At 64.3% G+C, this 24,924-nt stretch carries 27 protein-coding genes; 8 read left to right on the top strand and 19 right to left on the bottom strand.

All coding sequences use genetic code 11. The features are described 5' to 3' along the window. Window positions 1-16 precede the first annotated feature (16 nt). On the top strand, window positions 17-1,060 hold the full coding sequence (locus tag QRN51_RS19070; RefSeq protein ID WP_284991386.1) for a pirin family protein: 1,044 nt from the start codon (window positions 17-19) through the stop codon (window positions 1,058-1,060). A gap of 9 nt (window positions 1,061-1,069) precedes the next feature. On the opposite strand, the gene QRN51_RS19065 is transcribed toward QRN51_RS19070, so the two are convergent. Then, the gene (locus QRN51_RS19065; protein WP_284991384.1) at window positions 1,070-1,984 is read right to left on the bottom strand and encodes an N-acetylglucosamine kinase; all 915 of its coding nucleotides are present in this window, start codon (window positions 1,982-1,984) and stop codon (window positions 1,070-1,072) included. A 34-nt stretch (window positions 1,985-2,018) separates the two neighbouring features. After that, the gene (locus QRN51_RS19060) at window positions 2,019-2,993 is read right to left on the bottom strand and encodes a LysR substrate-binding domain-containing protein (protein WP_284991382.1); all 975 of its coding nucleotides are present in this window, start codon (window positions 2,991-2,993) and stop codon (window positions 2,019-2,021) included. 107 nt (window positions 2,994-3,100) lie between these two features. Here QRN51_RS19060 and QRN51_RS19055 point away from each other — a divergent pair, with 107 nt between their 5' ends. Beyond that, window positions 3,101-4,375 (top strand): MFS transporter, encoded by a 1,275-nt coding sequence (locus QRN51_RS19055; protein WP_284991380.1) that lies wholly within the window; start codon window positions 3,101-3,103, stop codon window positions 4,373-4,375. Window positions 4,376-4,381: 6 nt separating this feature from the next. On the opposite strand, the gene QRN51_RS19050 is transcribed toward QRN51_RS19055, so the two are convergent. Then, window positions 4,382-5,545 carry a trans-sulfuration enzyme family protein gene (locus tag QRN51_RS19050; RefSeq protein WP_284991379.1) on the bottom strand — a complete coding sequence of 388 codons (1,164 nt, stop codon included), beginning with the start codon at window positions 5,543-5,545 and terminating at the stop codon, window positions 4,382-4,384. Between the two features lie 131 nt (window positions 5,546-5,676). On the opposite strand from QRN51_RS19050, the gene QRN51_RS19045 reads away from it, so the two are divergent. Further along, a complete protein-coding gene (locus tag QRN51_RS19045) occupies window positions 5,677-6,180 on the top strand; it encodes an Lrp/AsnC family transcriptional regulator (RefSeq protein WP_059387454.1) in 504 nt (167 codons plus the stop codon). A 34-nt stretch (window positions 6,181-6,214) separates the two neighbouring features. Here the strand turns inward: QRN51_RS19045 and QRN51_RS19040 are convergent, their stop codons facing one another. From QRN51_RS19040 to QRN51_RS19030, 3 genes are all read right to left on the bottom strand, one after another. Beyond that, on the bottom strand, window positions 6,215-6,442 hold the full coding sequence (locus QRN51_RS19040) for a hypothetical protein (RefSeq protein ID WP_059387453.1): 228 nt from the start codon (window positions 6,440-6,442) through the stop codon (window positions 6,215-6,217). Beyond that, entirely contained in the window at window positions 6,439-7,104 is a 666-nt protein-coding gene (locus QRN51_RS19035; RefSeq protein ID WP_284991377.1) for an ArsR/SmtB family transcription factor, read from the bottom strand. The genes QRN51_RS19040 and QRN51_RS19035 overlap by 4 nt, the downstream gene beginning before the upstream one ends. Before the next feature lie 66 nt (window positions 7,105-7,170). Further along, window positions 7,171-8,433 (bottom strand): MFS transporter, encoded by a 1,263-nt coding sequence (locus tag QRN51_RS19030; protein WP_284991376.1) that lies wholly within the window; start codon window positions 8,431-8,433, stop codon window positions 7,171-7,173. A gap of 169 nt (window positions 8,434-8,602) precedes the next feature. On the opposite strand from QRN51_RS19030, the gene QRN51_RS19025 reads away from it, so the two are divergent. Genes QRN51_RS19025 through zapE form a run of 4 tightly spaced genes read left to right on the top strand, consistent with a single transcriptional unit; the run spans window position 8,603 to window position 11,129 of the window. Next, window positions 8,603-9,163, top strand: coding sequence for an Lrp/AsnC family transcriptional regulator (locus QRN51_RS19025; protein WP_059387451.1), 561 nt, complete (start codon window positions 8,603-8,605; stop codon window positions 9,161-9,163). A gap of 9 nt (window positions 9,164-9,172) precedes the next feature. After that, window positions 9,173-9,598, top strand: a complete 426-nt coding sequence (locus QRN51_RS19020; RefSeq protein ID WP_284991374.1) for a DUF1761 domain-containing protein — start codon at window positions 9,173-9,175, stop codon at window positions 9,596-9,598. 17 nt (window positions 9,599-9,615) lie between these two features. Beyond that, complete coding sequence (gene corA, locus QRN51_RS19015; RefSeq protein WP_059387449.1) at window positions 9,616-10,611, top strand: magnesium/cobalt transporter CorA; 996 nt, start codon at window positions 9,616-9,618, stop codon at window positions 10,609-10,611. Beyond that, window positions 10,611-11,129 carry an AFG1/ZapE family ATPase gene (gene zapE, locus QRN51_RS19010; RefSeq protein WP_284991373.1) on the top strand — a complete coding sequence of 173 codons (519 nt, stop codon included), beginning with the start codon at window positions 10,611-10,613 and terminating at the stop codon, window positions 11,127-11,129. Before corA ends, zapE begins: the two co-directional genes overlap by 1 nt. A gap of 79 nt (window positions 11,130-11,208) precedes the next feature. On the opposite strand, the gene QRN51_RS19005 is transcribed toward zapE, so the two are convergent. The 6 genes from QRN51_RS19005 to QRN51_RS18980 all read right to left on the bottom strand — a co-directional run bounded on the left by QRN51_RS19005 (window position 11,209) and on the right by QRN51_RS18980 (window position 14,109). Further along, window positions 11,209-11,355, bottom strand: coding sequence for a lmo0937 family membrane protein (locus QRN51_RS19005; RefSeq protein WP_113990531.1), 147 nt, complete (start codon window positions 11,353-11,355; stop codon window positions 11,209-11,211). A 187-nt stretch (window positions 11,356-11,542) separates the two neighbouring features. After that, window positions 11,543-12,049 carry a hypothetical protein gene (locus QRN51_RS19000; RefSeq protein ID WP_284991372.1) on the bottom strand — a complete coding sequence of 169 codons (507 nt, stop codon included), beginning with the start codon at window positions 12,047-12,049 and terminating at the stop codon, window positions 11,543-11,545. 33 nt (window positions 12,050-12,082) lie between these two features. Next, window positions 12,083-12,646, bottom strand: coding sequence for a GNAT family N-acetyltransferase (locus QRN51_RS18995; RefSeq protein ID WP_284991370.1), 564 nt, complete (start codon window positions 12,644-12,646; stop codon window positions 12,083-12,085). Window positions 12,647-12,710: 64 nt separating this feature from the next. Next, window positions 12,711-13,079 carry a fluoride efflux transporter CrcB gene (gene crcB / locus QRN51_RS18990; RefSeq protein WP_284991369.1) on the bottom strand — a complete coding sequence of 123 codons (369 nt, stop codon included), beginning with the start codon at window positions 13,077-13,079 and terminating at the stop codon, window positions 12,711-12,713. After that, on the bottom strand, window positions 13,076-13,576 hold the full coding sequence (locus QRN51_RS18985) for a fluoride efflux transporter FluC (protein WP_084784312.1): 501 nt from the start codon (window positions 13,574-13,576) through the stop codon (window positions 13,076-13,078). Before QRN51_RS18985 ends, crcB begins: the two co-directional genes overlap by 4 nt. Beyond that, complete coding sequence (locus tag QRN51_RS18980; RefSeq protein ID WP_284991367.1) at window positions 13,573-14,109, bottom strand: universal stress protein; 537 nt, start codon at window positions 14,107-14,109, stop codon at window positions 13,573-13,575. The genes QRN51_RS18985 and QRN51_RS18980 overlap by 4 nt, the downstream gene beginning before the upstream one ends. A gap of 104 nt (window positions 14,110-14,213) precedes the next feature. On the opposite strand from QRN51_RS18980, the gene QRN51_RS18975 reads away from it, so the two are divergent. Further along, window positions 14,214-14,948: an SOS response-associated peptidase gene (locus QRN51_RS18975; RefSeq protein WP_284991366.1), complete on the top strand. Its 735-nt coding sequence runs from the start codon at window positions 14,214-14,216 to the stop codon at window positions 14,946-14,948. Window positions 14,949-14,965: 17 nt separating this feature from the next. On the opposite strand, the gene QRN51_RS18970 is transcribed toward QRN51_RS18975, so the two are convergent. From QRN51_RS18970 to QRN51_RS18940, 7 genes are all read right to left on the bottom strand, one after another. Then, a complete protein-coding gene (locus QRN51_RS18970; protein WP_148667388.1) occupies window positions 14,966-15,235 on the bottom strand; it encodes a hypothetical protein in 270 nt (89 codons plus the stop codon). 105 nt (window positions 15,236-15,340) lie between these two features. Beyond that, window positions 15,341-17,686, bottom strand: coding sequence for a gluconokinase, GntK/IdnK-type (locus tag QRN51_RS18965; protein WP_284991363.1), 2,346 nt, complete (start codon window positions 17,684-17,686; stop codon window positions 15,341-15,343). Further along, on the bottom strand, window positions 17,676-18,905 hold the full coding sequence (gene manD / locus QRN51_RS18960; protein ID WP_265976960.1) for a D-mannonate dehydratase ManD: 1,230 nt from the start codon (window positions 18,903-18,905) through the stop codon (window positions 17,676-17,678). Before manD ends, QRN51_RS18965 begins: the two co-directional genes overlap by 11 nt. A 163-nt stretch (window positions 18,906-19,068) precedes the next feature. Further along, a complete protein-coding gene (uidB, locus tag QRN51_RS18955) occupies window positions 19,069-20,481 on the bottom strand; it encodes a glucuronide transporter (RefSeq protein WP_284991362.1) in 1,413 nt (470 codons plus the stop codon). A gap of 422 nt (window positions 20,482-20,903) precedes the next feature. After that, the gene (locus QRN51_RS18950) at window positions 20,904-22,226 is read right to left on the bottom strand and encodes a mannitol dehydrogenase family protein (RefSeq protein WP_284991561.1); all 1,323 of its coding nucleotides are present in this window, start codon (window positions 22,224-22,226) and stop codon (window positions 20,904-20,906) included. An 86-nt stretch (window positions 22,227-22,312) separates the two neighbouring features. Beyond that, the gene (gene uxaC, locus QRN51_RS18945; protein WP_284991361.1) at window positions 22,313-23,719 is read right to left on the bottom strand and encodes a glucuronate isomerase; all 1,407 of its coding nucleotides are present in this window, start codon (window positions 23,717-23,719) and stop codon (window positions 22,313-22,315) included. Between the two features lie 89 nt (window positions 23,720-23,808). After that, a complete protein-coding gene (locus QRN51_RS18940; RefSeq protein WP_284991360.1) occupies window positions 23,809-24,855 on the bottom strand; it encodes a LacI family DNA-binding transcriptional regulator in 1,047 nt (348 codons plus the stop codon). Between the last annotated feature and the right edge of the window lie 69 nt (window positions 24,856-24,924).

Below are 24,924 nucleotides of genomic sequence, written 5' to 3'. Positions count from 1 at the left end.
CACATGGAGTTGTATTGTGACCAACTTGGAAACGGCCCCGTCCCAGGAAGTCTGCCCGGCCGGACATCCCGGGCAAGGACCTTTTGTACAGCTCTGGCCGGCCCGCGAGGTTCCCCTCGGCGGCGTCCGGGCCATGAACGTCTCGCGCACCCTCCCCCAACGCGGAATGCCGACGGTTGGAGCCTGGTGCTTCCTGGACAGCTTCGGCCCGGACCGCATCGCGATGAGCGTCCTTCCCCACCCGCACATGGGACTTCAGACGGTCACGTGGCCCCTCCAGGGCGAGGTGCGGCACCGCGACAGCGTCGGAAGCGACGTGCTGGTCCGTCCCGGGCAGTTGAACATCATGACGGCCGGTCGCGGCATTTCGCATTCCGAGTTCGGTGTCCTGCCGGCAGGACTCGACCCGGACGCGCCCGACGGCGGCGACCTCCTGCCGCTGTCCCGTGGCCTGCAGTTGTGGGTTGCTTTGCCCGACGCCGTGAGGCACCGTGCGCCGTCGTTCCAGCAGATCGTCGACCTGCCGGTGGTCGTGGCGGACGGTTTCAGGGCCACTGTTCTCGTGGGAGAGTTCGCCGGACAGCGCTCCCCCGCGGTCATGTTCAGCCCGATTGTCGGCGTGGAAGTCTCAGCCTCGGGCGCCGTCGAGTTACCTCTGAATCCCGATTTCGAGCATGCGGTGCTGGTCCTGGACGGTTCCGCGATGATCGACGGCCAGGAAGTCGACCCCGGCCCCTTGGCATTCCTCGGCATGGGCCGGGAATCGCTCCGCCTCGACGCAGCCCCGGGAACCCGCTTCATGCTCCTGGGCGGTGAACCCTTCGAAGAGGACATCCTGATGTGGTGGAACTTCGTGGGCCGGACGCACGAGGAAGTGGCGCAGGCCCGCGAAGATTGGGAAGCCCAGGCGCTCCTGAGCGACGAGGACGCCCGTAATGCGCGCTTCGGTTGGATCCATGGCCACGGGCCCGACGCCGGAGCGGAAGCCGGGCGCATCCCCGCACCGCCTATGCCAGGGGTCCAGCTCAAGCCGAGGTCCCGGAACAGGGCTACTGACTAACGGTCCCGGCTAGGGCAGCTCTGCGACAATCCGCAGCACACCGAAAACCGGTTCCTGGTCCAGGACCCGGACATCGGTGATCCCGTGTGCGGCCAGTCCCGCCCGGAAAGCGGACTGTAAAGGCTCCACGTTCATGCCGAGCCCGCCGCCAAGAATCACCGGTCCGGGAAGGCCGAGTTGCCGGACGGCTTGCGCCGCGAGTTCCGCGAGATCCCGTCCTGCCTGGTCCAGGAGTTGGCGGCTGATCTCGAGGCCTTCCCGCGCGGTCTCGATTACGGCGCTTGCGCGCTGGGCCCAGTACCGCCGGTCGGTGTCCTCCGAGTGGAACAGCGCGATGAGTTTGTTGGGATCGTCCACCCCGCAGGATTCCAGGAGGGCCGCTGTGAGGCCATCCGGTTCCAGCCCTTTGTTCATGCGCCGGAGGCTGTGGCGCACCGCCTCCCTACCCAGCCAGTATCCGCTGCCTTCATCGCCCAGGAGAAAGCCCCAGCCCCCGGCACGGGCTTCTTCCCCCTCGGCATTCTTGCCCCAGGCCGCGGATCCGGTTCCGGCAATGACAGCCACTCCGGTGCTGGCCCGGCCTGCCGCCAGTAGCAGCCGGGAATCGTGGACCACCGTGACCTGCGCCCCTGGAACATGGGGTTCGATCAGCTCGGCGAGGGCGCGGGCATCGGCGTCGGTGTCGATTCCGCCTGCCCCGGCAAGGACCCGGTCCACGTCGCCGCCGCCGATCATGGCGAAGAGCTCTGCGAGATTCCTGGCCGCCGTCTCGCGGCTCACGTTCTGGACGTTCGAGCTGCCGGTGCTTTCGTCGCGGACCGGTTTGCCGTCTTCGAACCGGACACCGCGGGTCTTGGTGCCGCCGATGTCGAGCCCGATGACCGTTGCGTCGGGCCGGGGGGTTTTGTTCTCTGCAGTCTCCACGTCCAAAAGCCTAGCGCGGGGGCAACGGGTGGTCCTATTGGGTTCCGGATCGCGCTTTGACGAGGCCTGCGAGCAGCCCGGGCCCTTCGGAAAGCACGAGTTCGCGGAAGAGCCTGACGGGGTCCGGTTCCTTGCGCCGTTCGCGCCAGGCAATCCCTATCTCCCGGTATGCGAGCTCCGAGTCGAGCGATACCTCCACCCACCCCAGGTCCGTGGAATCAAGGACACCTTGTGGTCCAGGCCCGAGTCCTCCCGGCGGCAGGATGCTGTAGCCCAGCCCGGCCGACACGAGTCCTCGGATGGTATGCGAGTCCTGGCTCTCGAAAGCGGTCCTCGGGCGGAAGCCCGCGTCCCGGAAGATCGCGTCGGTTAGCGAGCGCAGGCCGAATCCGGGTCCCATGGAAACGAACGGCTCATGCTTGAGCTCGGCGAGCCGCACGCTGGGCCGCCGGGCCAACTGATGGCGGTGATGGACCACTAGTCGCAACGGCTCGCGGTACAGAGAAGCCGAGCCGAGGTTCCTGCCCGGAGCCGCCACGGGTGCCGTCAAGGCGAAGTCGGCGTCACCGGCGATGAGCGATTCAAGGCAGGCGGCACGGGCTCCTTGGCTGAGCTCGAAAGCCGTGAAAGGGTGCCGGCTCCGGAATGCGCTCATGAGCAGCGGCAACGTGGCCTCGCCGAATGTGTGTTGGAAGCTCACCGCGATTCTGCCGCGGACAACATCGGATTCGTGCCGGACCACATCCAGCCCCGCCTGGAATTCCGCGAGCGCCGCTTCGATATAGGGAAGCAGCGTCTTGGCGGCCTGGGTCATCCGGACTCCGCGGCCTTCACGGACAAGGAGCTCGGTCCCGACGACGGCGCTTGCCCGGGCCAGCGCCCGGCTCACCGTCGATTGGGGTACTCCGAGCAACTCGGCCGTCTCCGTGACATGTTCCGTCCGGCCAAGCTCAGCCAGCAGGGGGAGCAACGGCAGCAGTTGGACCAGTTGCTTGTGTTCGATGTCCATGCTTGTCCACCCTCAGATCGACCTCTTCAAAACCATCCATGTCCGCTATCAATATTAAGCGAATCATGCATTGGAGTCATCACTGATGCTCGCCCTACTGTGGAGGGGTGAGTACAAACGCAGCCGCCAAGAGCCCCGCAGAGACCGATTGGGAAGGCCATCTGAAGGGCTCCACCGCTTACCGGCGTATCCTCGCCGGCCTGGCCCTCGCCGGCGTGGCCACCTTCGCGCAGCTGTACTCCACCCAGGCCGTCTTGCCGCTCATGGCAAATGAGCTGCACATCACGGCGGCCGAGGCTGCGCTCACGATTTCCTTGGCCACGGTGGGCCTAGCGGCAACGGTATTGCCGTGGTCCTTCGTCGCCGACAAGATCGGCCGCGTGCGTGCCATGGCCATCGGAATCGCGGCGGCCACCGTCTTGGGCCTGCTCGTCCCCCTGGCCCCCACCTTTCCGCTTGTCCTCGCTTTGCGGGCGCTGGAGGGCATGGCCCTCGGCGGTATCCCGGCGATCGCCATCGCGTACTTGAATGAAGAAGTCAACAAAGTGCACGCCGCGCTCGCTGCCGGCAGCTACGTCGCCGGAACCACCCTCGGCGGTCTTGCCGGCCGCTTGCTCGCGGGACCCATCGGTGAATTGTGGGGTTGGCGGGCCGCCGCCTTCGCGGTCTCCATCCTGGCGACGGCGTCGGCCGCCCTCTTTCTGCTGCTGGTCCCGAAGCCACGCCGCTTCACCCCACGCTCGGCCGGAGGTTTCCGCGGCGCCATGAAGACGTTGGCGGACCATTCCGCTAATCCGCGGCTGCTGGCCCTATACATTCAAGCGTTCCTCTTGATGGGCGGCTTCGTGGCCGTCTACAACTACCTCGGCTTCCGCCTCCATGCCGCGCCCTTCGGACTGCCCGCCACCGTGGTCAGCCTGATTTTCCTGGCCTACTTGTCCGGAACCGTGAGCTCCCGCTGGGGAGCCGGACTGTCCATGAGATTCGGCCGCCGCACGGTCATGCTCGCCGGGATCGCGACAATGACGGCCGGACTGGGACTCACCCTGTGGGACAACCTCGCCGCGGTTCTGGCTGGCTTGGTGGTCTTTACCGGCGGCTTTTTCGCCGCGCACAGCATCGGAGCAGGCTGGACCGGGACCATCGCGACGAGCGGCCGCGCGCAAGCAGCGTCGTTGTATAACCTCTCCTACTACCTGGGGTCCAGCATTATTGGCTGGGCCGGCGGACTCGCCTTCCAGGCTTTCGGGTGGACCGCACTCGCCTGGACGGTCATCGCCTTGGGATGCACGACGGCGGTGATCACCGCCGTCGTGCACCGATCCCCGGCGCCGCAGCTCGCCGTCGTCGGCTCCTTGAACCCGGCCGGACGGGGAAAGTAGCGGGCCCTACCGGGTGGACTCGAGGGCCTGGACCAGGTCGTCGATGATGTCGGCGGGATCTTCCAAGCCGATGGAAAGCCTGAGCATGCGCGCCTGGGGCTTGGCCTCCGGGGCAACCGGGCGGTGGGTCAATCCGGCGGGGTGTTGGATCAGCGTGTCGATGCCGCCCAGCGATACCGCGTGGGTGATGAGGCGGACAGCGCCCGGAATGCGCTCCGCATGCTCGGCCGACTCGAGATCGAAGGAGATCAACGAGCCCGGACCACTCATCTGCGTGCCGACCAGGTGCAGTGGATCGCACTCGGGAAGCCCCGGGTAGTACACCTTGGCCACGAGTTCGTGACTCGCGAGCGCCGCCGCGATCTTGTGGGCGTGGTCCTGTTGGGCACGCACCCGGATGGGAAGTGTCGCCAGGCCGCGGTGCAACAGGTAGGCGGGCCAAGGAGTCAGGATGCCGCCCGTCACGGCACGGACCCGGCGCAGCCGCGTGGCCCACTCCGCACTGGTTGCCACCACGCCGCCCATGGCATCGCCGTGGCCGCCCAGGAATTTCGTGGCACTGTGGAGCACCATCGCGACGCCGTGCTTGAGCGGTTGCTGGAGGATCGGCGTCGCGAACGTGTTGTCCACGAGCACCGGAACGTCTGCGGCGTCGGCCACCAGGCGGTTCAGGTCCACAAGATCCAGGCTCGGGTTGGCCGGGGTTTCCACCACCACCAGGCCGGTGTCCGGACGAAGGGCATCCCGCACGCCGTCGGCCTTGACGAAGGTGACCTGGTTACCCAGCAGGCCGCTGGCCAGGACGTGGTCCGTGCCGCCATAGAGTGGCCGCACCGCAACCACGTGCGTCTTGCCTTCTGATTGGGCGGCGAGCAGCACGGCGCTGAACGCAGCCATCCCCGAGGCAAAACCGACAGCTTGCGCAGCGCCCTCGAGCGCCGCTACGCCGTCTTCGAACCTGGCTACCGTAGGATTCCAGAGACGCTGGTACACCGTGCTCTGACCGTCGAGGGGCACGCCGCCCGTGGCCATCTGCTCGTAGGCGAGGCCGCCGTCGTGGACAGAAGGCAAAGGCGCAGTGGTTGAAAGGTCGATGGGAACGGCATGCACGCCCTGCTCCGTGAGTCCCGTCCGGCCGGCGTGGACTGCGAGTGTATCGATGGCTGTCACTGCTCTCCTTGAATTATTCACCGTTGAATTCGGTCAGTATCTGGCAATAATTCGGAGATTGACAGTGCAAATGAATGGATTGAGTGGAAACTGGCACCTATGATGAATAGACAGCAATTTCAGGAGGATCCGTGACCATCACCCCGAAGAACGTTCGGCCCGTCGGCACCAGCGAGCCATTGGATGCGATCGATGAGCGCATCCTGGCGGCTTTGGTCGACGATGCCCGGATCTCCAACAAGCAGCTGGCCGAACTCGTCGGAATTGCTCCGTCGACGGCGCTCATGCGTACGAGGTCACTCTCCGAACGCGGCATTATCGAGGGTTTCGAAGCAGTCCTCAGCCTCCCGGCGATCGGCCGATCGGTCCAGGCCTTGATCGCCGTGCGCCTTCGCGCGCATGACCGCGACCAGATCGACCGCTTTACGGCCCGGGTTCCCGCCCTCCCTGCAGTGATCTCCACGTTCCACACCTCCGGCTCCGTGGACTACCTGCTGCATATCGCGGTCGCCAACACCGACGACCTCCGCGACTGGGTCCTGGACAACCTCGCCACCGACCCCGTGGTGGGCCACACCGAGACCACTTTGGTCTTCGCCCACATCCAGGGCAACCACGGGCCGCTGCCGGAATAACGGCTGACTTGGACGCGGCTTGGATTAGACCCGCTTAGCGGCGTGGCTCGAGTCCCGAGTGGGCCGCCGCGATAGCGTCCTGGCGCAAGTCGCCGAGTTCCTGCCGGCGCCTCAACGCCGCTTGCTGCACCGCCAGCTCGAGCGGAGGAATGGAGCGCCTGCGCTCGGCCCACGAGACAAGCCCGGATCCGATTCCGGCGGCTGCCGATTCCAACATGGAGGGCCGGCGGTAGGTGCCGCATGATGCGGTGGCTGTGCTCATGACTCTTTCCCTTCGGTGCCTGCTGCGTGCGACTTCGCATCGCGGGACTTCTTGTCTCCGGCCCACGCCGGGACTCCCAGGATCGGGAATGCGTTGAAATGGATCTGCACGGGGCGGGCGTCGTCCGCCTCGGGTTCGCTCCGGATTTCCTCCAGGAGATTGCGGGCGAAGGCTTCCATGGAGCGGGCGTAGCGGCCAAGCTGCTCCGCTGACATCCGGGCGTTGGCTGTGTTGACGATGGCCGCGTCGAGCCATTCTTCGTCCAACGAGTCCATGCCGTGTGCCATGAAGTCGGCGAGGACAGCCTGCCTGCTGCGTTCGAACTCGCGGGTTACCAGCCGCGATGCCTCCTGTGTTGCCGGCGAATGTGCCAACTCGGGCGAAGTGATCTGAATGGCTCCCCTGGGCCGCTCCCACCACCGCTCCCGCGCTGTCCCCTTGCCCTGGACTTCATGGACGAAGTCGAACTTGGCGAGTTGCCGCAAGTGGTAGCTCGTAGCGCCGCTGGATTCATCGAGGAGTTCGGCCAGGCTGCAGGCGGTCTGTGGCCCATACCGGGACAGCATCTCAAGGATCTGAACCCGCAACGGGTGCGCGAGCGCTTTGAGGGATGCCGTGTCGACCTTGCGAACGGGGAATTCCGGCTCTTGAATCTTGTCCATGCCGGAAACGCTACTCTTGCAAAGAAACCTTTGCAAGAGTTTCTTTGCAAATCAATCTTTGCGAACTTAGTTCGCAGTCAGAACCGCCGGGCAGCCCCTGCGGAGCACCCTGCGGAGGGATGCAGCAGCGAGCACCGTAGCTGCCAACCCGCACACCACAGTGAAATAGCTGGCGGCCGCGCCTAGCCCGATCACCGAGGCAGCCAAGCCCAAGCCGATGACCGGCACCGCGCTGCCAAGGTAGGTGATGACGTACACGGTGCTGATGATCTGGGCATGCCGGGACGCCTCGACTTTGCTGGCAACGTCGTTGAACACCAAGCGGAAGGCGATCCCCTGCCCCACCCCGGCGGACAGGCTCGCTGCCACCAGCAGAATCGGACTGGACAGCGATGCCGCCGCGCCGACCAGCACAATGGAAATTCCCAGGACCATCAGGCCAGCGGGCACGGCGAACCTGCCGCGGACCGTCAGCAGCTGGCTGAGCGCGGACGCTGCGAGCGTCAAGCCGGCGAGCAGCCCGGTCATGGGGCGGGAATCAGCGTGCACCACGACGGCGAAATAGCCGGGCGCGAGCGAAAGGCAGAATCCGAACACGGCAAAGCTGAGGAATCCCACGCTCGAGGCCAGCCAAAACGCTCCCCTGGCTTCCCGGGAAACCGAGGGCCGTCGCGGGGCGAGCGCCATGTACGGACGCGGGCCCTCCGCAGGCCGAATCGCCGGACGCGCCTTGAGAAGCCACAACGGGACGAGCAAGAGGAGCAGGACGGCCGCGTGAATGAAGAACGGCGTTGAGGTTGCACCCGGGAGAAGCGAAAGCAGTCCGCCGATGGCAGGACCGGCAGCCACCCCTCCGGAGGATGACAGCAAGGTGAAGCGGGAAGCCCACTCGGGCCGGGACGGAAGCAATTCACGCAAAGCGGCCGAGCTCGCTCCGGTGGCGAGGCCCACGGCAATACCCTGGAGCATGCGGCCCGCTGAGAGCATCAAGAGGTTGTCTGCGTTGGCGAAAACCAAGCCGCCCACCAAGCCCACGAGGACGGCAAGCACCAGCGCTGCACGCCTGCCGATATGGTCGGACCAGTGGCCGGCAAGCATCAGCACAGCCACGAGCGCCAGGACGTAGCTTGCAAAGGCAATCGTCACACCCAGCGACGTGATTCCCAGTTCCGACTGAAGCAGCGGATACAGGGGGCTCGCCAAGTTGGCACCGACCAGCAGTGTGAACATGACGGCGCCGGCCAGGACAAGCCGCGCCGTGGTGGAAGCATCCCAGCCCCAGCGCCCGGCGGTGGCCTGGCGCATGCGCAGTTCGCTAAAGACAGTCATTTCCGTGCCTTCGCCTCAGCGGCCATCGCGGTACCCGGCCTTGCGCGCCTGGACTGGACGGCCCAAAATATTTGATGGCAACAGGATGTCGCAAGCCTGCCAGATAGATCAGATGTCCATGAAAGAATTGATCAAAATCTTCAAAATTGATGTCCATAGATGACCACAAATGAGCCGGAGTGATGATTTGAACACCCTCGATCCGACGGACCTGAAAATCCTGCTGGAGCTGATCCGTGATCCCAGGGTTCAGATCGGTGAACTCAGCGAGTCCCTGGGGATTGCGCGCAACACCGCCCAATCGAGGATGCGCCGCCTTGTCCGCTCGGGCGTATTGAACGACGGCGGCCGCGAGGTCGACCTCGAAAAGGTGGGGTACGACGTCGTCGGCTTCGTGACGCTGGAGGTGACCCACAGGGAACTCGACGGCGTGATCGGAGCCCTGCGCCGCATCCCCCAGGTCCTCGAGGTGCACGAAATTTCCGGGCGGGGCGATCTCTTATGCCGGGTGGTGGCCACCGACACGCACAACCTGCAAACCGCGCTCCGCTCCATCCTCAGAACCAAGGGCGTCATCCGCACGGAAACGGTGCTTGCCCTGCACACCCATATCCCCTACCGGACAGAGCCGCTCATCGGCAGGCTCGTGGATGCCGCTGAGACGGCCGACGCCGCGAAACGGGTCAAAGCACAGGTTTCCACTGATTCGCCGGTCAGGGAAGCCGACTAGGATTCCAGAATGGATTGGCTCTCTTCTCTTCAGCACCTCAACTGGCTGGCGATACTCCTGGCCTTCGTTTCCAGCATGGTCATCGGATTTGTCTGGTACATGCCGGCGGTCCTCGGCAGACGGTGGATGCAGGCCATTGGCAAGACCGAGGAAGACCTCAAGAAGATCGACGGCGGCGCAGGAATCTGGATCCCCCTGATGGTGGCCGCAGCCCTCACGAGCATCCTGTTGGCCGTCCTCATCGGCAAGCTGGGCGTGCAAGGAAGCTTGCACGCCGGTTTCTTTGCGCTGGTGATTGCGGTGGTATTCCGAGTCGGCGGCCACGTCATCCACAACGGTTTCGCGGGCAGGCCGTCCGCCGTGACCCTCATCGACTCCGGCCATGACATCGTGGCCATGACTGCCGCCGGGGCAATCATCGGGGCGTTGCAGTAGAGGAGGAGAATAACCTCGTGACCATCATTGACAATGCCGTTTATGTGAACGGCATCCGGACCGCGACTCCGGGAAGCCTCGAGCAAAGCGTCGAAACACTGGCCGCGCACGGCGGAATGGTGTGGATTGGACTGTACCGGCCGGACGAGACGGAAATGGCGGCCGTGGCTGCCGAATTCGGCCTCCACCTGCTCGCCGTCGAGGACGCCGTCAACGCCCACCAGCGGCCCAAGCTGGAACGCTACGACAACAACCTCTTCACCGTCCTGCGGCCTGCGAGATACGTGGACGCTACCGAGACCGTGGAGTTCGGCGAACTTCATATCTTCACGGGGAGGAACTTCGTGGTCACGGTCCGGCATGCGGAAACACCCGGGGTGGCCAAAGTCCGTAGGGATCTGGAACAACAACCGGAGCTTCTGCGGCATGGCCCCGAAGCCGTCCTGTACGCACTGCTGGACCGAGTGGTGGACGACTACGGCCCCGTGATCTCGGGCCTGGAAAACGACATTGACGAGATCGAGGACCAGCTCTTCGGTGGCGATCCCCTGGTTTCGCGGCGCATCTATGAACTCGCCCGCGAAGTCATTCAGTTCCAGCGCGCAATCAACCCGCTCCCCGAAATGATGGCCTCCCTGAAGCGCGGGTTCGAGAAATACGGAGTAGACATCGAGCTTCAGCGCAAACTCCGCGATGTGGAAGACCACGTCGAGCAGGTAATTTCCCGGGCAAACGGGTTCCGCGACCTGCTCCAAAACGCCCTGACCCTCGACGGGACCCTCACCGCGAACCGGCAAAACGAAGCGAGTGCGGCACAAAACGAACAAACCAAGAAGATCTCCTCCTGGGCCGCGATCTTCTTTGCACCGGCGTTCGTCACCGGGCTCTACGGAATGAACTTCGACGTTATGCCTGAACTCCATTGGCCGCTCGGCTATCCCATGGCACTCGGCATGATGGTTCTCGCGGGCTTTGTCATGTATGTCATCTTCAAGCGGAAGAACTGGCTCTAGTGGTTCCCGGACAGGAGGGCTTCAGCAGGGGCAAGATCATTACTCCCGGAACGCCCGCGCAACTGGGAGCCTTCGGTTTGTTCCATCCGGCGAAGTCACAGGAGCGGATCCTCACCCCCACGGCGCAACGGCTCACCGTCAAGGCGGCCGACGATGTGCTCTGGGCCAGTTTCGCGGAGTTGTGCGGCGGCCCCATGTCGACAGCGGACTACATGGCTTTGGCTAAGGACTACGGAACGTGGGTGATCGACGGCGTACCCTCGCCGACGGCCGGATCGGTAGCCGGGTCCGCCTCGGCCTGGCAACGCCTCAGCGATCTGGTTGATGTCCTGTACGAGCAGGACATCACTCTGTTCCTGGTGGGCCACGGCCCCTTGGACTGGGATGTGGCCGGCGGCTTGGCGCACCGGACGAGTGCCGGGCCCGTTGACGGGGCCAAGATCGCGAGCCGCCTGTCGCTCCTGGGCCGAGTGGAGGCCACGGAGCCTTTTGAAGAAGTAGAGGCCGGGGGCAGCTGAAGGCTGGCTCGCGGGGGGCGGCATCCGCCCCCCCTCCCGAACCTAAGCCCAGGAGGGGTGGCGGTGCCGCAGTTGGACCCTAGACGCGTGACCTGCCGCGGATGAAGTGGAAAATCAGGACGATCACAGCAACAACCAGAAGCAGGTGAATGAGCCCGCCGCCGATGTTGCCAATAAAGCCGAGAAGCCAGAGAACGGCAATAACGATGGCTATCCAAAGCAACATGAGAGTCTCCCTTGTTTGGTTGCGTGCCCTGGCCGGCGGCCGAGGCATTCATTGGTAAGTATACTTATCAATGGGGGTGAGTGGGTGGTTCAGTGCGGTTTTTCCATCTGGAAGCCACACCGGCACGCGGAAATATTGGAGCAAACTTGTCCGGTTGAGCGTTAGTGGATTGGGATCTCGGCAGAGGCTAGCTTGCACGGAGGCCGAGCGCATCGAGGGTGGCAACAGCCGTCGTCGGGCCTCCGCAGTCACGGCCGTCCGGATACGTAGCCGTGGGCTTGAGCCTCACATGGCTCATGCCGATCGACCAGCCGGAGGTGTTGGTGCCCGACGTCGTGAGATCGAGCGGGTGGTCGTTGATGCCGGCCTCGATACGAACGTCGATGCTTCCATCCGCCATGCGCAAGGACACCGATTGAGGCGCCCCGGGCGAGTTCGGCAGGGGAATGGGACCGGGTGTAAGCGGCGTCAAGGCGTTGGCGGAAAAGCTGTGGCACGCGCCGTCCTGGCACAGCTCTATGACGAGCGCGGCGAGATTCGCCGCGCGCTCCGCGGTGATGTGCAAGCTTACCAACGAGATGTAGCCGACGGCCGGGCACACGCTGGCCGATCCGCATGACAGGAGCAGGGGCGCCCCGATGGCGAGTGCGCCAAGAACCGCACAGACGCGACATGCTGGACCGAAGCGACGCATCGGGACCCCCTTACCGGAATCATGGTACGTCTGTCAGTGAGCGACACCAGGTCGCATGCTCATCCATTCGGCCCGAAGGATTGAAAATACCTCCTTGTCGAAACGCCTGCCGTCGTAGACCCAGCTACTGCGAAGGACACCGTCGGAACGCATCCCCAGCCGCTGCGCGACGGCTACGCTGCGGTCGTTGTCGGTGCGGCAGCGCCATTCGACGCGGGACATCCCCCGCTCTAGGAAGGCCCATTCCATGAGCAGTTCGACCGAGCGGGTGATGAGGCCCCCTCCGACAGCACCGGGTTCGAGCCAGCAGCCAATTTCGCAAATGCCCCAGGCGGAGTCGAACGTCACAAACATCACGCCTCCGACGATCCTGCCGTCGTTCCAGAGTCCATAGATGCGCGCCCCATCGTTCGCTGTGGCTGTGGCGTAACGCTGAAGCGTAGCGCGGGCACCCTCGACGGTCTCGGTGACAAAGGTCGGCCCGACCCACGGCCGGATATGGTCCCGTGCCCTGCTCATGTGCTCGGCAAAATCACGGGCGTGCCATGTCTCGAGAGGCTTCAAGACGACGCCTTCTCGCACTACTGTTTCGAACATAGTTTCTCCAGAGGGTTTCCCCAGGCTTTGCTTGCCACTGGGGGATTTCTCGGACGTGTGCGCCTCAGAACAACAAGACCAGCCCGACGCCGGCCGCCGCGGCTCCGACGCATGCCGCCATGGTGCCCACTCCGTTGAGGAGGGCCAATCCAGTCCGGCCGCTCTGGACAAGCCTGACGGTCTCCAAGCTTGCCGTGCTGAAGGTCGTGTATCCGCCGAGGAATCCGGTGCCGAGAATCAGCTGAAGGGATTCAGGAGCCTGATGTGACATGACCAGCCCAGCCAGGATCCCCATGAGAAGTGACCCGGAGAAGTTGATGAAGATCGTGCCCAACGGCAGCGCAGTCCGGGCCCAGGAACGGACCACCCCATCCACCACGAAACGCGCGGCCGCCCCTGCGCCGCCCGCGAGCGCAATCAAAAGGAGGGTCATTTCAAGGCCTTCTGACCTTGTTGGGTGGACCGGTGCCGGAGCGCCCCAAGCCAAATACCCAGGGTTGTGGCCGCGACACCGCCCAACAGGCTGGCTGCCAGGTACCACATGGCGTCCATGCCGCGTCCTGCTCCGAAGAGGTGCACCGAGTCCAGCGCCAAGGTGCTGTAGGTGGTGTAGGCCCCGAGGAAACCACTACCGATGCCCAAGCGGGCAATCCGGCGGAGGCCGGCGTCGGGTCCGCTCCGGGCGAGTGCTTCGAGGAGCCAGCCAAGCGCGAGCGCACCGGACAGATTGATAAGCAGGGTGGGAAGCGGCCACGCCCCTGGCGCCGGAAGGGCCATGCCGAAACCGTAGCGGCTCAAAGCCCCGAGGATTCCGCCGGCCGCGACGAGCAGAACGAACCGCCCGTGAAGATGGAGCGGACGGTGCGGTTGCCGGTCCGGTTGCGCCGCCTGGGTTTTGGCTCCGTGCGGCGCGGTGCTGCTTTCCTTCATTGATCCCTGCTTGGGTCGTGACGGCCCAAGGGAACCATGAGCACTGGGCAGTTTTGGCGATGTGCCAGATGCAAGGCTACCGATCCGGTGACTAGTCCTTCAAACCTCGGACCGAGGCCATGTTCCTTGGTTCCCACGACGATCATGGAAGCGTTGATACCCGCCGCATATCGGCCTAGCGACCGGGCGGGCTCGCCGGCGAGCGTCACGAAGGTCCACTGCACACCCGTTCCGTCGAGTTGATCCGCGATGCGGGACCGGAGGGACTCGGTGATGGCCGCGGCGTCGTCGTCGATGCCGTCGGGGTCGATCGCTTGGGCCGTGAGATGCCCGTCCCGGTCCCCTGCCGCCGGAAAGCTCGTGACATCGGCGAAGGCCAGGACCAAGTGCAATCCGGCACTGAGCGCTACTTCGGCGGCTTTCTCAACTACCGCGACAGGCTGGTGCGGGAGCACCCCTGCCAGCACCGGCCCTGTCAAGCGGGCCGGGCTGCCCTTGTCCAGCGGCATATCCTCGCCACGCGGGTTGCTCATGGGCCCTCCAAATGTCCGGATGGTCAGGATGCGGGTTCCTCATCTTGCTCCAGTATGGACTTCTACGACTGGCGTTGTCCCAAGCGCTACGCGAGAATGTCGATATGTGCGGTCGGTTCAGTGTCGGTTTCGAAGCAGACTATCTCTCGAGGAAGCTCGGTGCCGTGCTGCGCGGTGATACCGACTATCCCTCGCCAACGCTCCAGATCAACCCGACTGACCCCGTGGTCTTTCTGCGGGGACGCGCCGGGGACGATTCGCTCGGACGCGAGCTCGCGGCCGGGCGCTGGGGCTTGGTTCCGGCCTTCTCCAAGTCCTTCGATTCGAAGGTACCCACGTGGAATGCACGCTCGGAAACAGCTGGGTCAATCCCCGCGTTCAGGGCTTCCCTGCCGAAGTGGCGGGCGGTCGTCCCTGCCTCTGCCTACTACGAGTGGAAGAAGTCGGGCCCCGGCCGCAAGGATCCCAAGCAGCGCTACATCGTCGAGCCACAGGACGAGCTGATTACCTTCGCCGGATTGTTTGCGCCATGGCGCGACGAGAGCATCGAGGACAAGTCCGCACCCGGCGCGTGGCGTTTGTCCTGCTCGATCCTGACCATGGATTCCCCTCCCGAAGACGTTCACGAAAGACTGCACAATCTGCATGACCGGATCCCGGTGCCGATCTCCGCGGACATGATCGACGATTGGATCGACCCCAAGGAAACCAGGGGCCAGGCCCTGTTGGACGCCGTGCTGGGCGAGGCGTATGGCTTGGCGTCGGCATGGACGATGAGGCCCGTGGAACTCATGGACGACAACACCAAGCTGGTGGACGTCGCAAACCCGGCTGCCTGACTCAACGCTCTCTGCGCTCAACGCTCGTAGCGCAGCTCGGCCCTCACGTCCGTGTCCTTTAGCCACGTCATTCTGGTGGCCGATCCGAAGGGATTCGGCCACCACTGCACCAGGACCTTGCCCTCCGACGTCCGGGTGACCATGGCCGGAACATATTGGAGGTACTTCGGCCAAACGAGCTTGGCGATCACGGGCACCCTTGAGACGGTTGACAGCGGTTCCGTTTGGCGCGGAGGCGGGGCGCCGACTGAATTCAACGGCGCGGGATATTCGGGCTGGTCAGGCATGCCCGAATACTACTGCGAGGCCTCGACAATATGGAGGTTGTTCCCGGCCGTGCGGCGGCCACTCCCCCTGCTTCGGGGAAGTGGCCGCCACTCGCTGGAACCGCGCTAAAGCCGGGTGTCGAACGAATCGCAGAACACGTTCTCATTGAACGTTCCCTGGAATTCGGACTTCCCCTGGATTTTCTGGATCGTAGCCCGGATGGCCTCGCGGGTCCCTGCATGGGCGTTGATGGCCGTCTTGACCATTGGCACATCGATCAAGTGGTTCGGCTGGTTCAGGGAGACGAACACCGTGGGAACTTCCGTGACGTACCAAGGGATTTCCGCCGCCATGGGACTGGACCACTTGATACGGATCGCAGCCTCTTGGGCAAAACCCTTGACATTGGCAAAGACGAACGCGGCATCGTACTTTTCCGCGTAGTCACCCGTGGCCTCGTCCGAGATGACGGTCATGAAGTTCACGCCCGACTCCCCCGCAGCTTCGCGTTGCTCCGCCGTCTTGAAGAGGTGGACCTCGAAACCGGCGATTTCAAGTTCTTCCTTGACCGTATCCAGGTAGGCCAACGGATCTGCCCGGGTGAAATCGGAACCGCCGGAGATCCCGTATAGGCGGATGCGCCTATGCGTTTCCGGTGTGATCGGCAGGTTGCCGGCAGTGTCCTTGATCAACGTGACGGTCTTGTCGGCGATTTCGGCGGCGACGGCGAGGTGCGCCTCGCTGCCGATCAGCCGCAGGGCCTCAGGCGACGGCGTCAGTTCTTCCGGCAGTTTCTTGTGCAGCCCCAGGCTGGCCTTCAACCCCAAAATCCGGCGCAGCGCGTCATGCAGGCGCTGATCGCTGACCACGCCTGATTTGTAGCCGTCCAACATGTACTGGAAGTCCTCCGCCGGGTTGCGGAAGAACAGGAACATGTCGCACCCGGCGGCGATGGTGGCCGGGACCAGGTCCTTGCGCTTCTTGGCCTGGGTGAGGCCGACCATTTGGGATGCATCGGTGAGGATCAGTCCGTTGAAGCCGAGTTCGCCACGGAGCAAGTCCTGGAGAAGCTCCGGAGCGAGGGTGGCGGGCAGGATGTCCCTGTCTTCCGTCCCCGGACGGAAATGCCGCGTGAGCTCCGGCGCCCCGATGTGTCCGACCATGATCGACTGGATCCCGTGGCCGATCATTTCCCGGTAAACGTGCCCGTAGCTGGAATTCCACTCCGCGTACCCGAGCGTGTTGTACGAAGTGACCACGTGCTGGTCGCGTTCGTCCACGCCGTCGCCCGGGAAATGCTTGATGGCACAGACAGTGGCCGATTCGCTGATGCCGTCGAAGTACTCCTTGGCGCGCTCCACGACGATGTCCGGAGTGTTGCCGAACGCCCGGGTTGAGATGACCGTATTGCGCCAGTTGTAGTGGATGTCCACGATCGGCGCGAAGGCCCAGTTGCAGCCCAAAGCCGCGGTTTCCACACCGGCCACCTGGCCCATTTTCCGCGCGATGGACTTGTCCGGGTGTGAACCGGCCTGAAGGTGGGTCGACACGAAAGTTCCGTCGTCGCAGCTTCCTGCTCCGCCCATTTCCGGGTTGGAGGCCACCAAAAGCGGGATGCGCGTTTTGGATTGGGCATAACGGATGTGCTGCTGGACAGCGGCGGACGGACCCGGCCTGTACCGCATTCCGCCAACGTGATAGTTCTCCAGCACACCGTCGAGGTACTCCGGGGAGTAATCGTTGTTGTGGTTGATGAAGAGCTGCCCGATTTTTTCCTCAAGGCTCATGCCACGGATGGTGGCATCCACCCACGCAACAGCCTCGTCGTCGAGGTTGAACGGCGCCGACTGGAGGTCGACGTCAAACTGCCGCGCCGGAGTGCCCGCGATACCGGCGCTGCCGGCCGCCGGAGCTTTGGAACCCGCGACGGCGGCAATCCCCGCCAACGCCTCCGAGACCACCTCGCTGACCGGTGCGGCGATGTCGACGACGAACCCGGCCTCGTCGGCGTCGAGCGGTTCCAGGGTGGCGAGCTGCGAATCAAGGAGGGCGGGCGGCATGAAGTGGCCGGAACGCCCTTCTGTCCGTTCCCTGAGAACCTCTTTGCTGCCGTGCAGGTGCAGGAAAACGGTGTCCGGGGCTTTCTCGCGGATGGCGTCCCGATAGCTGCGCCGGAGGGCGGAGCACGCGAGAACCAGCCCGCCGTTGTCGGCGTTGGCGAGTTCGGTGCCCACGGTCGCGAGCCAGGGCCAGCGGTCCTCATCAGTCAGGGGCGTGCCCGCAGCCATCTTGGCAACGTTTTCCACCGGGTGGAGCGAATCGCCGTCGAGAAACGGAACTCCCAGCGCCCGGGCGACGAGGTCTCCGATGGTGGTCTTGCCGCAACCGGAGACGCCCATCACCACGATGCGCCGCGGCTGTTCCGCGGCTGCGCCGGGGTCGCCAGCCACGGCGATGTTCCTACCAGTCATGGACGGTGCCGTCCACGAGGCGGTTGTAGGGCAGGTAGGCCTGCTGGTACGGGAAGGAGTTGGCGGCTTCTTCGTTGAATTCGACGCCGAGGCCCGGCTTGTCGCCGGGGTGCAGGTAGCCGTCGGTGAAGGTCATGGACTGCTCGAAGACCGTGTTGGTCTTGTCCGAGTGCTGCATGTATTCCTGGATGCCGTAGTTGTGGATGGCCAGGCCCACGTGAAGCTGTGCGGCGAAACCGACCGGCGAAATGTCAGTGGGGCCGTGGAAGCCGGACTTGATCTGGTACTGCGCGGCGAAGTCCATGACCTTCTTCAGCGGCGAGATCCCGCCGAAGTGCGTTGACGCGGCCCGGACGTAGTCGATCAGCTGTTCCTTGATGAGGGTCTGGAAGTCAAAGACAGTGTTGAAGATTTCACCGATGGCCAGCGGCGTGGTGGTGTGCTGGCGGACCAGGCGCAGCCCTTCCTGGTTTTCGGCCGGGGTGCAGTCTTCGAGCCAGAACAGGTCGTACGGTTCCAGGGCCTTGCCGAGCTTGGCGGCCTGGATGGGGGTCATGCGGTGGTGGCCATCGTGCAGGAGCGGGATTTCCGGGCCGAATTCGTTGCGCACCGCTTCGAAGACGGTGGGCAGGTGGCGCAGGTAGGCGCGGGTGTCCCAGTCTTCTTCCTGCGGAAACGCACCGCGGCCGGCTGGCTCGTAGTCGTAGCGCTCGCCCGAGGCCTGAGCCTGCGCGGCCACACCGTAGACGGCTTTGATGCCCGGGATCGCGGTTTGGATGCGGATCGACTTGTAACCGAGTTCCAGGTGCTCGCGGACCGAGTCGAACAAGGAAGGGATGTCCGCGCCCGAGGCGTGCCCGTACGCGCGAAGCCCGTTGCGGGAGGCGCCGCCCAGGAGCTGGTACACCGGCAGTCCGGCCACCTTGCCCTTGATGTCCCACAGGGCCATGTCGACGGCGGCGATGGCGGCCATGGTAACCGGGCCGCGGCGCCAGTACGAAGAGCGGTACAGGAACTGCCAGGTGTCCTCGATACGGTGCGGGTCTTTGCCGATCAGCAGCTGCGCGACGTGTTCCTTCAAGTACGCGGCCACTGCGAGTTCACGGCCGTTCAGGGTCGCGTCGCCGATGCCGGTCACGCCGTCCTCGGTAGTGATCCGCAAGGTCACGAAGTTCCGGGTGGGGCTGGTCACGAAGACTTCAGCGGCAATGATTTTCACAGCTGGTCCTTTCAGGGTTGCTGATCGAGGGCTGGCCTGGCCCGGATGCGACGAGCACCACAGGGCGGGTAAAGACGATCTTAGGATGGATGACAATTATTGGCAACCGGTTGCAGTATTATTTCGTGGAGATTTTTTCTGGCCCGGCGGTTTCCCCGGCCGTCTACGAGGCAAGTTCCGAGGCTGCCCGCTCGACGGGAGTCGCGGACTCGGCCTCCGCGCCAAATGGCTCTGAGCCGGATGCTTCCAGGGCGCGACGGGCCTTGATTTCGCCCAGGATCTGGGCATGGAACGCGTCGGTCAACTTGTACTTGGCCATGACGACGATCGCGAGGACGGTCATGATGGCGGGCAGCGCACCTGCGGCAAACTGGATGGCTTGCAGGGACTCGGCGCTGTGCGTAGTGCCGGACTTATAACCGCCGGCAGCGAGAGCATATGCGGCAAGGGCGCCGCCGACGGCTTGGCCCGTCTTACGGGTAAAGGAGAACAGTGCGTAGGTGATGCCTTCAGTCCGGACACCGGTTTTCCATTCGCCGTACTCCACAGTGTCTGCTTCCAAGGCCCACACCACGATGTTGACGGCCATCACGCCAAGCATGCTCAGGAGCAGACCCGCGAATCCAACCCAGACCAGGGTGGCCGGAGCGAAGAAGACGATTGCGCCGCCGATGATAGCGAGGAAACCGGCAGCCACGTAGATGGTCTTCTTGCCGAAGTTTCGGACCAACCTCGGCATGAGCGGAGCGAGGGCAAAGGTCACCACAAGCTGGACGATGGAGAGGACAGCGTAAAGATCCAGCCTGCCGAGGACGTCGCGCAAGTAGTACAGCTGCACCGAAGACAGTGCCATGTAGCCGGTCAGGAAGAGGAAGGAGCTGAGGCACAGCATGAGCAGGGGACGGTTTGTCTTGAGCGTCGCCATGCTTTGCTTGAAGGAAACTTTGGGTACCGCACGGCGCACCCGCTCCTTGGCGGTCAGGAACGTGAAGAAGTACAGAGCCGCGCCGATCGCGACGAAGGCCAGAGTAATGATGGTGAACGTGGACTGCAGGTTGGCGCCGGGCTTGATCAGCGGAGCTACGAAGATGCCCAACGTGGAACTGACCAAGAGGGCGCCGACCATGCGGGCGGATCCGAGCTTGGCTCGCTCCCCCGGCTCCTGGGTCATCGCGCCCGCTAGCGAACCGTACGGGATGTTGACCAGCGAGTAGGCCAGGCCCAGCGCCGCATACGTCACGTAGGCATAGAGCAACATCCCTGTTTCGCCGACCTGTGGAATGGAGAAGGCCGCGACACTCAAAAGCAGCAATGGGATGGAGCCGAACATGATGAACGGGCGGAATTTTCCGAAGCGCTTGCTGTAGGCGCGGTCAACCAATCGTCCGGCGAAGACGTCGGCGAAAGCGTCGAAGATCCTGACCGTAAGCAACAGGGTGCCGGCGGCCGCCGCGGATATGCCCGCGACGTCGGTGTAGTAGACAAGCAGGAACATGGTGGCGGTAGTGAAGGCAAGGTTGTTGGCGGCGTCGCCAGCCCCATAGCCTAGGATGCTGAGTTTGCTGAGCTTATTCATTGCGGGCTCCTTTACCCTTGCCGATACCCCATGCCCCGGCTTGCGATGATGGAAAAGCTTCGGCCGACTAGGCCAGAAATTGTTGAAGCTTGATGTAATTCTAATCACCCTGGCAATCATTCGGCAAGCGGTTGCCAAATGTTTCCATAGAAACTTTCCAACTTCTGGGCACATTCAAGATGTGAGCGAGCGATGCCGAAAAGGCCGTCAAAGATGAGCGAGCGTCAGGGGAAAGTGCGACATATCCGAGCGAGCGTCAGTTCCGGCGAACGCCCGCTCACATATGACCCGACTCCGGCAAACGCCCGCTCACATATGACCCGTCTCCGGCAAACGCCCGCTCACATATACCGGGCCAACGACGACGGCGCCCGTCGCCTTCACGGGGAAGGCAACGGGCGCCGTTGAAAGTGCCTGTCGGATTAGCTGAGGTTGCCGGCAGCCGCGAAGGACTCGGCCAAACCCTCAACAAGGTCCACGATCGCCCTGTCTTCAACCAAGTCCGGATCCACGAGGCCGAGCAAAGCCTCGAGCCGGGTACGGCCAGTGAGGAGGTTCGCGGCGGCGATCCCTGCCGCCTGCGGGTCCTGGAGACCTGTTGCCGTGGCGGTGTAGGCGGTCCAGGCCGCGATCATCCGCGCAGCGGCCTGGCCGCTGCGGCCGGCTGCGCGCTCGGCGCGGAGCACAGGCACTGCCCGCATGCGCAGCTTGGTGCTGCCGTCCATGGCGATCTGGGCCAGGTGGTGGGCGATCCGGGAGTTCCCGAAGCGTTCCAGCAGGGCGGCCCGGTACTCGGGGATTCCCAAGTCCTCACCAGGCAGGTTGGAGGCGGCCTCGTCCCAAAAGTCCTCCACGGCCCGTCGGCAGGAATCATCAGCGAGGGCTTCGGCCACTGTCTTGTGTCCACGCAGCTGCCCGGCATAGGCGAGCAGCGAGTGGGCGCCATTGAGGAGCCACAGCTTGCGGTTCTCGTACGGCTCGATCTCGTCCACGAAAACGGCACCCGCGTCCTCCCAGTGCGGTCGCCCAGCGGGAAAGTCCCCGCTCAGGACCCAGTTGAGGAACGGCTCGGCGACCACGGGCGATTCGTCGCGGTATCCGCAGGCGGCGGCGACGGCGTCGATATCGGCTTCCGTGGTCCGCGGCGTGATGCGGTCAACGGAAGTACTGACAAAACTGACGTTGGCGTCGATCCAGGCGGCGAGTCCGCCGTCGAACGCCTTGGCCATCCCCATCACGGCCCTTCTAGCGACGGTCCCGTTGTTGGAAAGGTTGTCGCAGCAGACGACGGCGAGGGGTCCGCCGTCGCCGTCGCGCCGTGCGGCGAGGCCCAGCACGAGCCGCCCCAGCGGCGTCGTCGGCTTGCCGGAAGCAGAACCGCCAGCGAGCACGGCGAGGTCCGCGACGACGTCGGGCGCCTGGTTGTCCAGCTTGCCGTCGGCCCCGAGCCGGTAGGCGGCTTCGGTGATGGTGAGCGTGATGAGCGAGGTCAGCGGCGCCGAGACAAGCTCGACAAAACGCTCGACGTCGGCACCGTCAACAGCTTCGACGATGCTGCCGATGACTTCGAAGGAATCACCGGCGTCTGAGCGTTCCACCACGGTGTACAAGCCGTCCTGTGCGGACAGGACCTCCGCGGCATCCGGGCGGCGGCCCGTGAAGGAGGCAATGCCCCACTCGGCCGCGTCGCCTGCATGCTGGGTGTACCACGCCTGGTGGGAGCGGTGGAAGGCCCCCAGTCCCATGTGCACAATGCGTACCGGGGCCTTGGCGATGGGCCTGACGGAGCGGCTCAAGCGGGGAAGCTCCGCAGTTCGCTCGGGTTCGTTGCTCACAGCTTGAAGACCCTTCGGGGTGAGGAGTCGACGACGTCGACGATGATTTCGTGGGCTCGGTCCTCGCTGACACGATGTTCGGCGACGAGGCGCGCAAGGAAGGATGCTTCGATCCGGCGGGAAGCGTCGTGCCGGGCCGGGATCGAGCAGAACGCGCGGGTGTCGTCGATGAACCCCGATGACCGGGAGAAGCCGGTGGTCTCGGTGACGGCGGAGCGGAACCGCAGCATGGCGTCCGGTGCATCGAGGAACCACCAGGGAGCGCCGAGGTACACGGAGGGGTAGAACCCTGCCAGGGGCGCCAGCTCGCGGGAGAACACGGTCTCGTCCAAGGTGAACAGCACCAAGTGGAAGTCCTTTGCCGTGCCGAAGTCCTGGAGCAGGGGGCGGATGGCTTCGGTGTAGTTGGTGGCGAACGGGATGTCGTGTCCAGTGTCCGCTCCGTAGGCCGCGAAGGTGGGCTGGTGGTGGTTGCGGAAGGAACCCGGGTGGATGGTCATGACCAAACCGTCTTCCACCGACATCCTGGCCATCTGGTACATCATGTGGGCTTCGAACGTGTTGCGGTCCTCGGCCGTGGCCTTGCCGGCACGCGCCAGTTCGAAGATCCGCTCGGCTTCGGCCCGGTCCAGCTTGAGCGTCGCCGGGGTGAGGACGCCATGGTCCGCGGAGACCGCGCCATGGTCCACGAAATAACGACGGCGGTTTTCCAGGGCCGCGATGTATCCGGCATAGCCGGTTGTCCCGTCGCCGGCGGATTCGACAAGCCGCTCCACGTTGGCACTCCACGCCGGGTGCGCGATGTTCAGGTAGGCATCCGGACGGAAGGTCGGCAGCACCCGGCCGTTGAAGGAGGGGTCCTCGGCAATGGCCTTGTGGCTCGCAAGGCTGTCCAGGGGATCGTCCGTGGTGGCAAGGACTTCGATATTGAAGTCCTTGAAGAGCTGGCGGGGACGGAAATCGGGCTCCACGAGCTTGGCGGCAATGGCGTCGTAGCTGGCATCTGCGGACATCTCGCCAAGGTCCGCGCCGAGCTTGAACACGCTGTCGAACTGCGTGCGCAGCCAGTACCCGGAGGCAGTGCCTTCGAAGAGGGGCCAGGCCTGGACGAACGTCCGCCAGATCTCCCGCGATTCGGACGCGTTGGCGCCTCCCGAGAGCAACTTGTCCATGGGGACTCCGCTGGCATGGATCAGCCTGGTGACGTAGTGGTCCGGGCTGACCAGGAGCGCGGCCGGATCGGGGAACGGCGTGTTGTGCTCGATGACGGAGGCGTCAACGTGGCCGTGCGGAGAGATGATGGGCAGGTCCTGGACGCGCTCCAGTAGGGAGCGCGCAATGCTGCGCGTCCCGGGATCCGCGGGCAGGAGCCGGTCAGGATTGGCTGCGATCGACTGTGACATAGGTCAATTTTCGGCCGGAAGAATCAATCTGTCAACCGGTTGCCAACTATTGCCACCGCGTTGCATCTTCCACCGAAGATCACTTGAAACTACGCGATCAGCCGCCCGCTGGAACCGCGCACCACGAGCTCCGTGTCCACCCGGACGGCTTCCGCGGGCCCTTCCTGGCCTAGCAACATGTCCAGCAGGAGGGCGGCAGCGCGGGAACCGCACTCCCCCAGCGGCGACCTCACGGTGGTAAGCGCCGGCGTCGTGAAGTCTGCCCCGAAGATGTCGTCGAAGCCCACGATGCTGATCTGGTCCGGAACGTGCATTCCGGCGGCCTGGAGCTCCTGCATGAGGCCTATGGCAAGGAGATCGTTGTAGGTGATCACCGCCGTCGCACCGCTCGCCAGGACGTCGCGCGCTACTTGGCGGCCGCCGTCGACGGTTGGCTTGGACGATTCCAAGCGGACGGCTCCCAACTTGTACCAATCGCAGGCAGCTTGGACGCCTTCCCAGCGGCGGCGCGACATCCAGGACTGCGGCGGCCCCGCAACATAGGCGAGCTGCTGGTGGCCGTTGGCGGCTAGGCTCCGCACGGCCTGGCCAATCCCCTTGTTGACGTCCGGGACTACGCACGGCACACCCTCTATTTCGCGATTGATCACGACTACCGGCTTGTCCGCAGCCAAAGCCCGGATCTTTTCGTCGTCCATGCGGGGGCTCGCCAGAATGAGGCCGTCCACCGTGCCCAACATCCTGCGGGCCGCAATCAGTTCGGTGTCAGGCGACTCCGCAGACTCGGCCAACACCAGGGTGTAGTCCCGGGCCGAACCGGTGGTTTCCGCACCGCGGATAATGTCGAAGAACGTCGGGTTGGTGATATCCGCGACGATGAGTCCGATCGTCTGGGTACGGCCGGTGGGAAGCGCCCGGGCGAAGGGGTTCACCTGGTAATTCAGCTGCTCGGCGGCATCCTCGATGATTTTCTGGGTCTTGGCACTGACCCTGCCCGGTTTGCTCAGCGCGCGCGAAACCGTGGAAGGGTTGACTCCCGCGAGCCTCGCGATGTCGTAGATGGTGGGCGAGGATTTCTCCCCGCGTCCGCGCTTGGCGGGGGAAGTTACTGCTCCGGAGTTCGTCGCTTCAGTCACGGCTCAATCGTAATCTGGCTTGGCAACAAAAGCAGGACGGTTGCCAAACCATTCGGCCGGCGACCGCCC

Source organism: Arthrobacter sp. efr-133-TYG-120, assembly GCF_030209785.1.
Lineage (GTDB): Bacteria > Actinomycetota > Actinomycetes > Actinomycetales > Micrococcaceae > Arthrobacter.
This window is presented reverse-complemented; position numbering and strand designations above follow the sequence as displayed.

What these genes read in the sequence shown, in the direction of transcription:
- uidB (WP_284991362.1), bottom strand. Translation starts at nt 20,481, where the DNA reads ATGAATAAGCTCAGCAAACTCAGCATCCTAGGCTATGGGGCTGGCGAC.
- QRN51_RS19030 (WP_284991376.1), bottom strand. Translation starts at nt 8,433, where the DNA reads ATGACTGTCTTTAGCGAACTGCGCATGCGCCAGGCCACCGCCGGGCGC.
- QRN51_RS19035 (WP_284991377.1), bottom strand. Translation starts at nt 7,104, where the DNA reads ATGGACAAGATTCAAGAGCCGGAATTCCCCGTTCGCAAGGTCGACACG.
- QRN51_RS19005 (WP_113990531.1), bottom strand. Translation starts at nt 11,355, where the DNA reads ATGTTGCTTTGGATAGCCATCGTTATTGCCGTTCTCTGGCTTCTCGGC.
- crcB (WP_284991369.1), bottom strand. Translation starts at nt 13,079, where the DNA reads ATGACCCTCCTTTTGATTGCGCTCGCGGGCGGCGCAGGGGCGGCCGCG.
- QRN51_RS18995 (WP_284991370.1), bottom strand. Translation starts at nt 12,646, where the DNA reads ATGTTCGAAACAGTAGTGCGAGAAGGCGTCGTCTTGAAGCCTCTCGAG.
- QRN51_RS18970 (WP_148667388.1), bottom strand. Translation starts at nt 15,235, where the DNA reads ATGCCTGACCAGCCCGAATATCCCGCGCCGTTGAATTCAGTCGGCGCC.
- QRN51_RS18985 (WP_084784312.1), bottom strand. Translation starts at nt 13,576, where the DNA reads ATGAAGGAAAGCAGCACCGCGCCGCACGGAGCCAAAACCCAGGCGGCG.
- QRN51_RS19025 (WP_059387451.1), top strand. Translation starts at nt 8,603, where the DNA reads ATGAGCCGGAGTGATGATTTGAACACCCTCGATCCGACGGACCTGAAA.
- QRN51_RS19000 (WP_284991372.1), bottom strand. Translation starts at nt 12,049, where the DNA reads ATGCGTCGCTTCGGTCCAGCATGTCGCGTCTGTGCGGTTCTTGGCGCA.
- QRN51_RS19020 (WP_284991374.1), top strand. Translation starts at nt 9,173, where the DNA reads ATGGATTGGCTCTCTTCTCTTCAGCACCTCAACTGGCTGGCGATACTC.
- QRN51_RS19040 (WP_059387453.1), bottom strand. Translation starts at nt 6,442, where the DNA reads ATGAGCACAGCCACCGCATCATGCGGCACCTACCGCCGGCCCTCCATG.
- QRN51_RS18965 (WP_284991363.1), bottom strand. Translation starts at nt 17,686, where the DNA reads ATGACTGGTAGGAACATCGCCGTGGCTGGCGACCCCGGCGCAGCCGCG.
- QRN51_RS18950 (WP_284991561.1), bottom strand. Translation starts at nt 22,226, where the DNA reads ATGGGACTGGGGGCCTTCCACCGCTCCCACCAGGCGTGGTACACCCAG.
- QRN51_RS19060 (WP_284991382.1), bottom strand. Translation starts at nt 2,993, where the DNA reads ATGGACATCGAACACAAGCAACTGGTCCAACTGCTGCCGTTGCTCCCC.
- QRN51_RS18975 (WP_284991366.1), top strand. Translation starts at nt 14,214, where the DNA reads ATGTGCGGTCGGTTCAGTGTCGGTTTCGAAGCAGACTATCTCTCGAGG.
- QRN51_RS18980 (WP_284991367.1), bottom strand. Translation starts at nt 14,109, where the DNA reads ATGAGCAACCCGCGTGGCGAGGATATGCCGCTGGACAAGGGCAGCCCG.
- uxaC (WP_284991361.1), bottom strand. Translation starts at nt 23,719, where the DNA reads ATGTCACAGTCGATCGCAGCCAATCCTGACCGGCTCCTGCCCGCGGAT.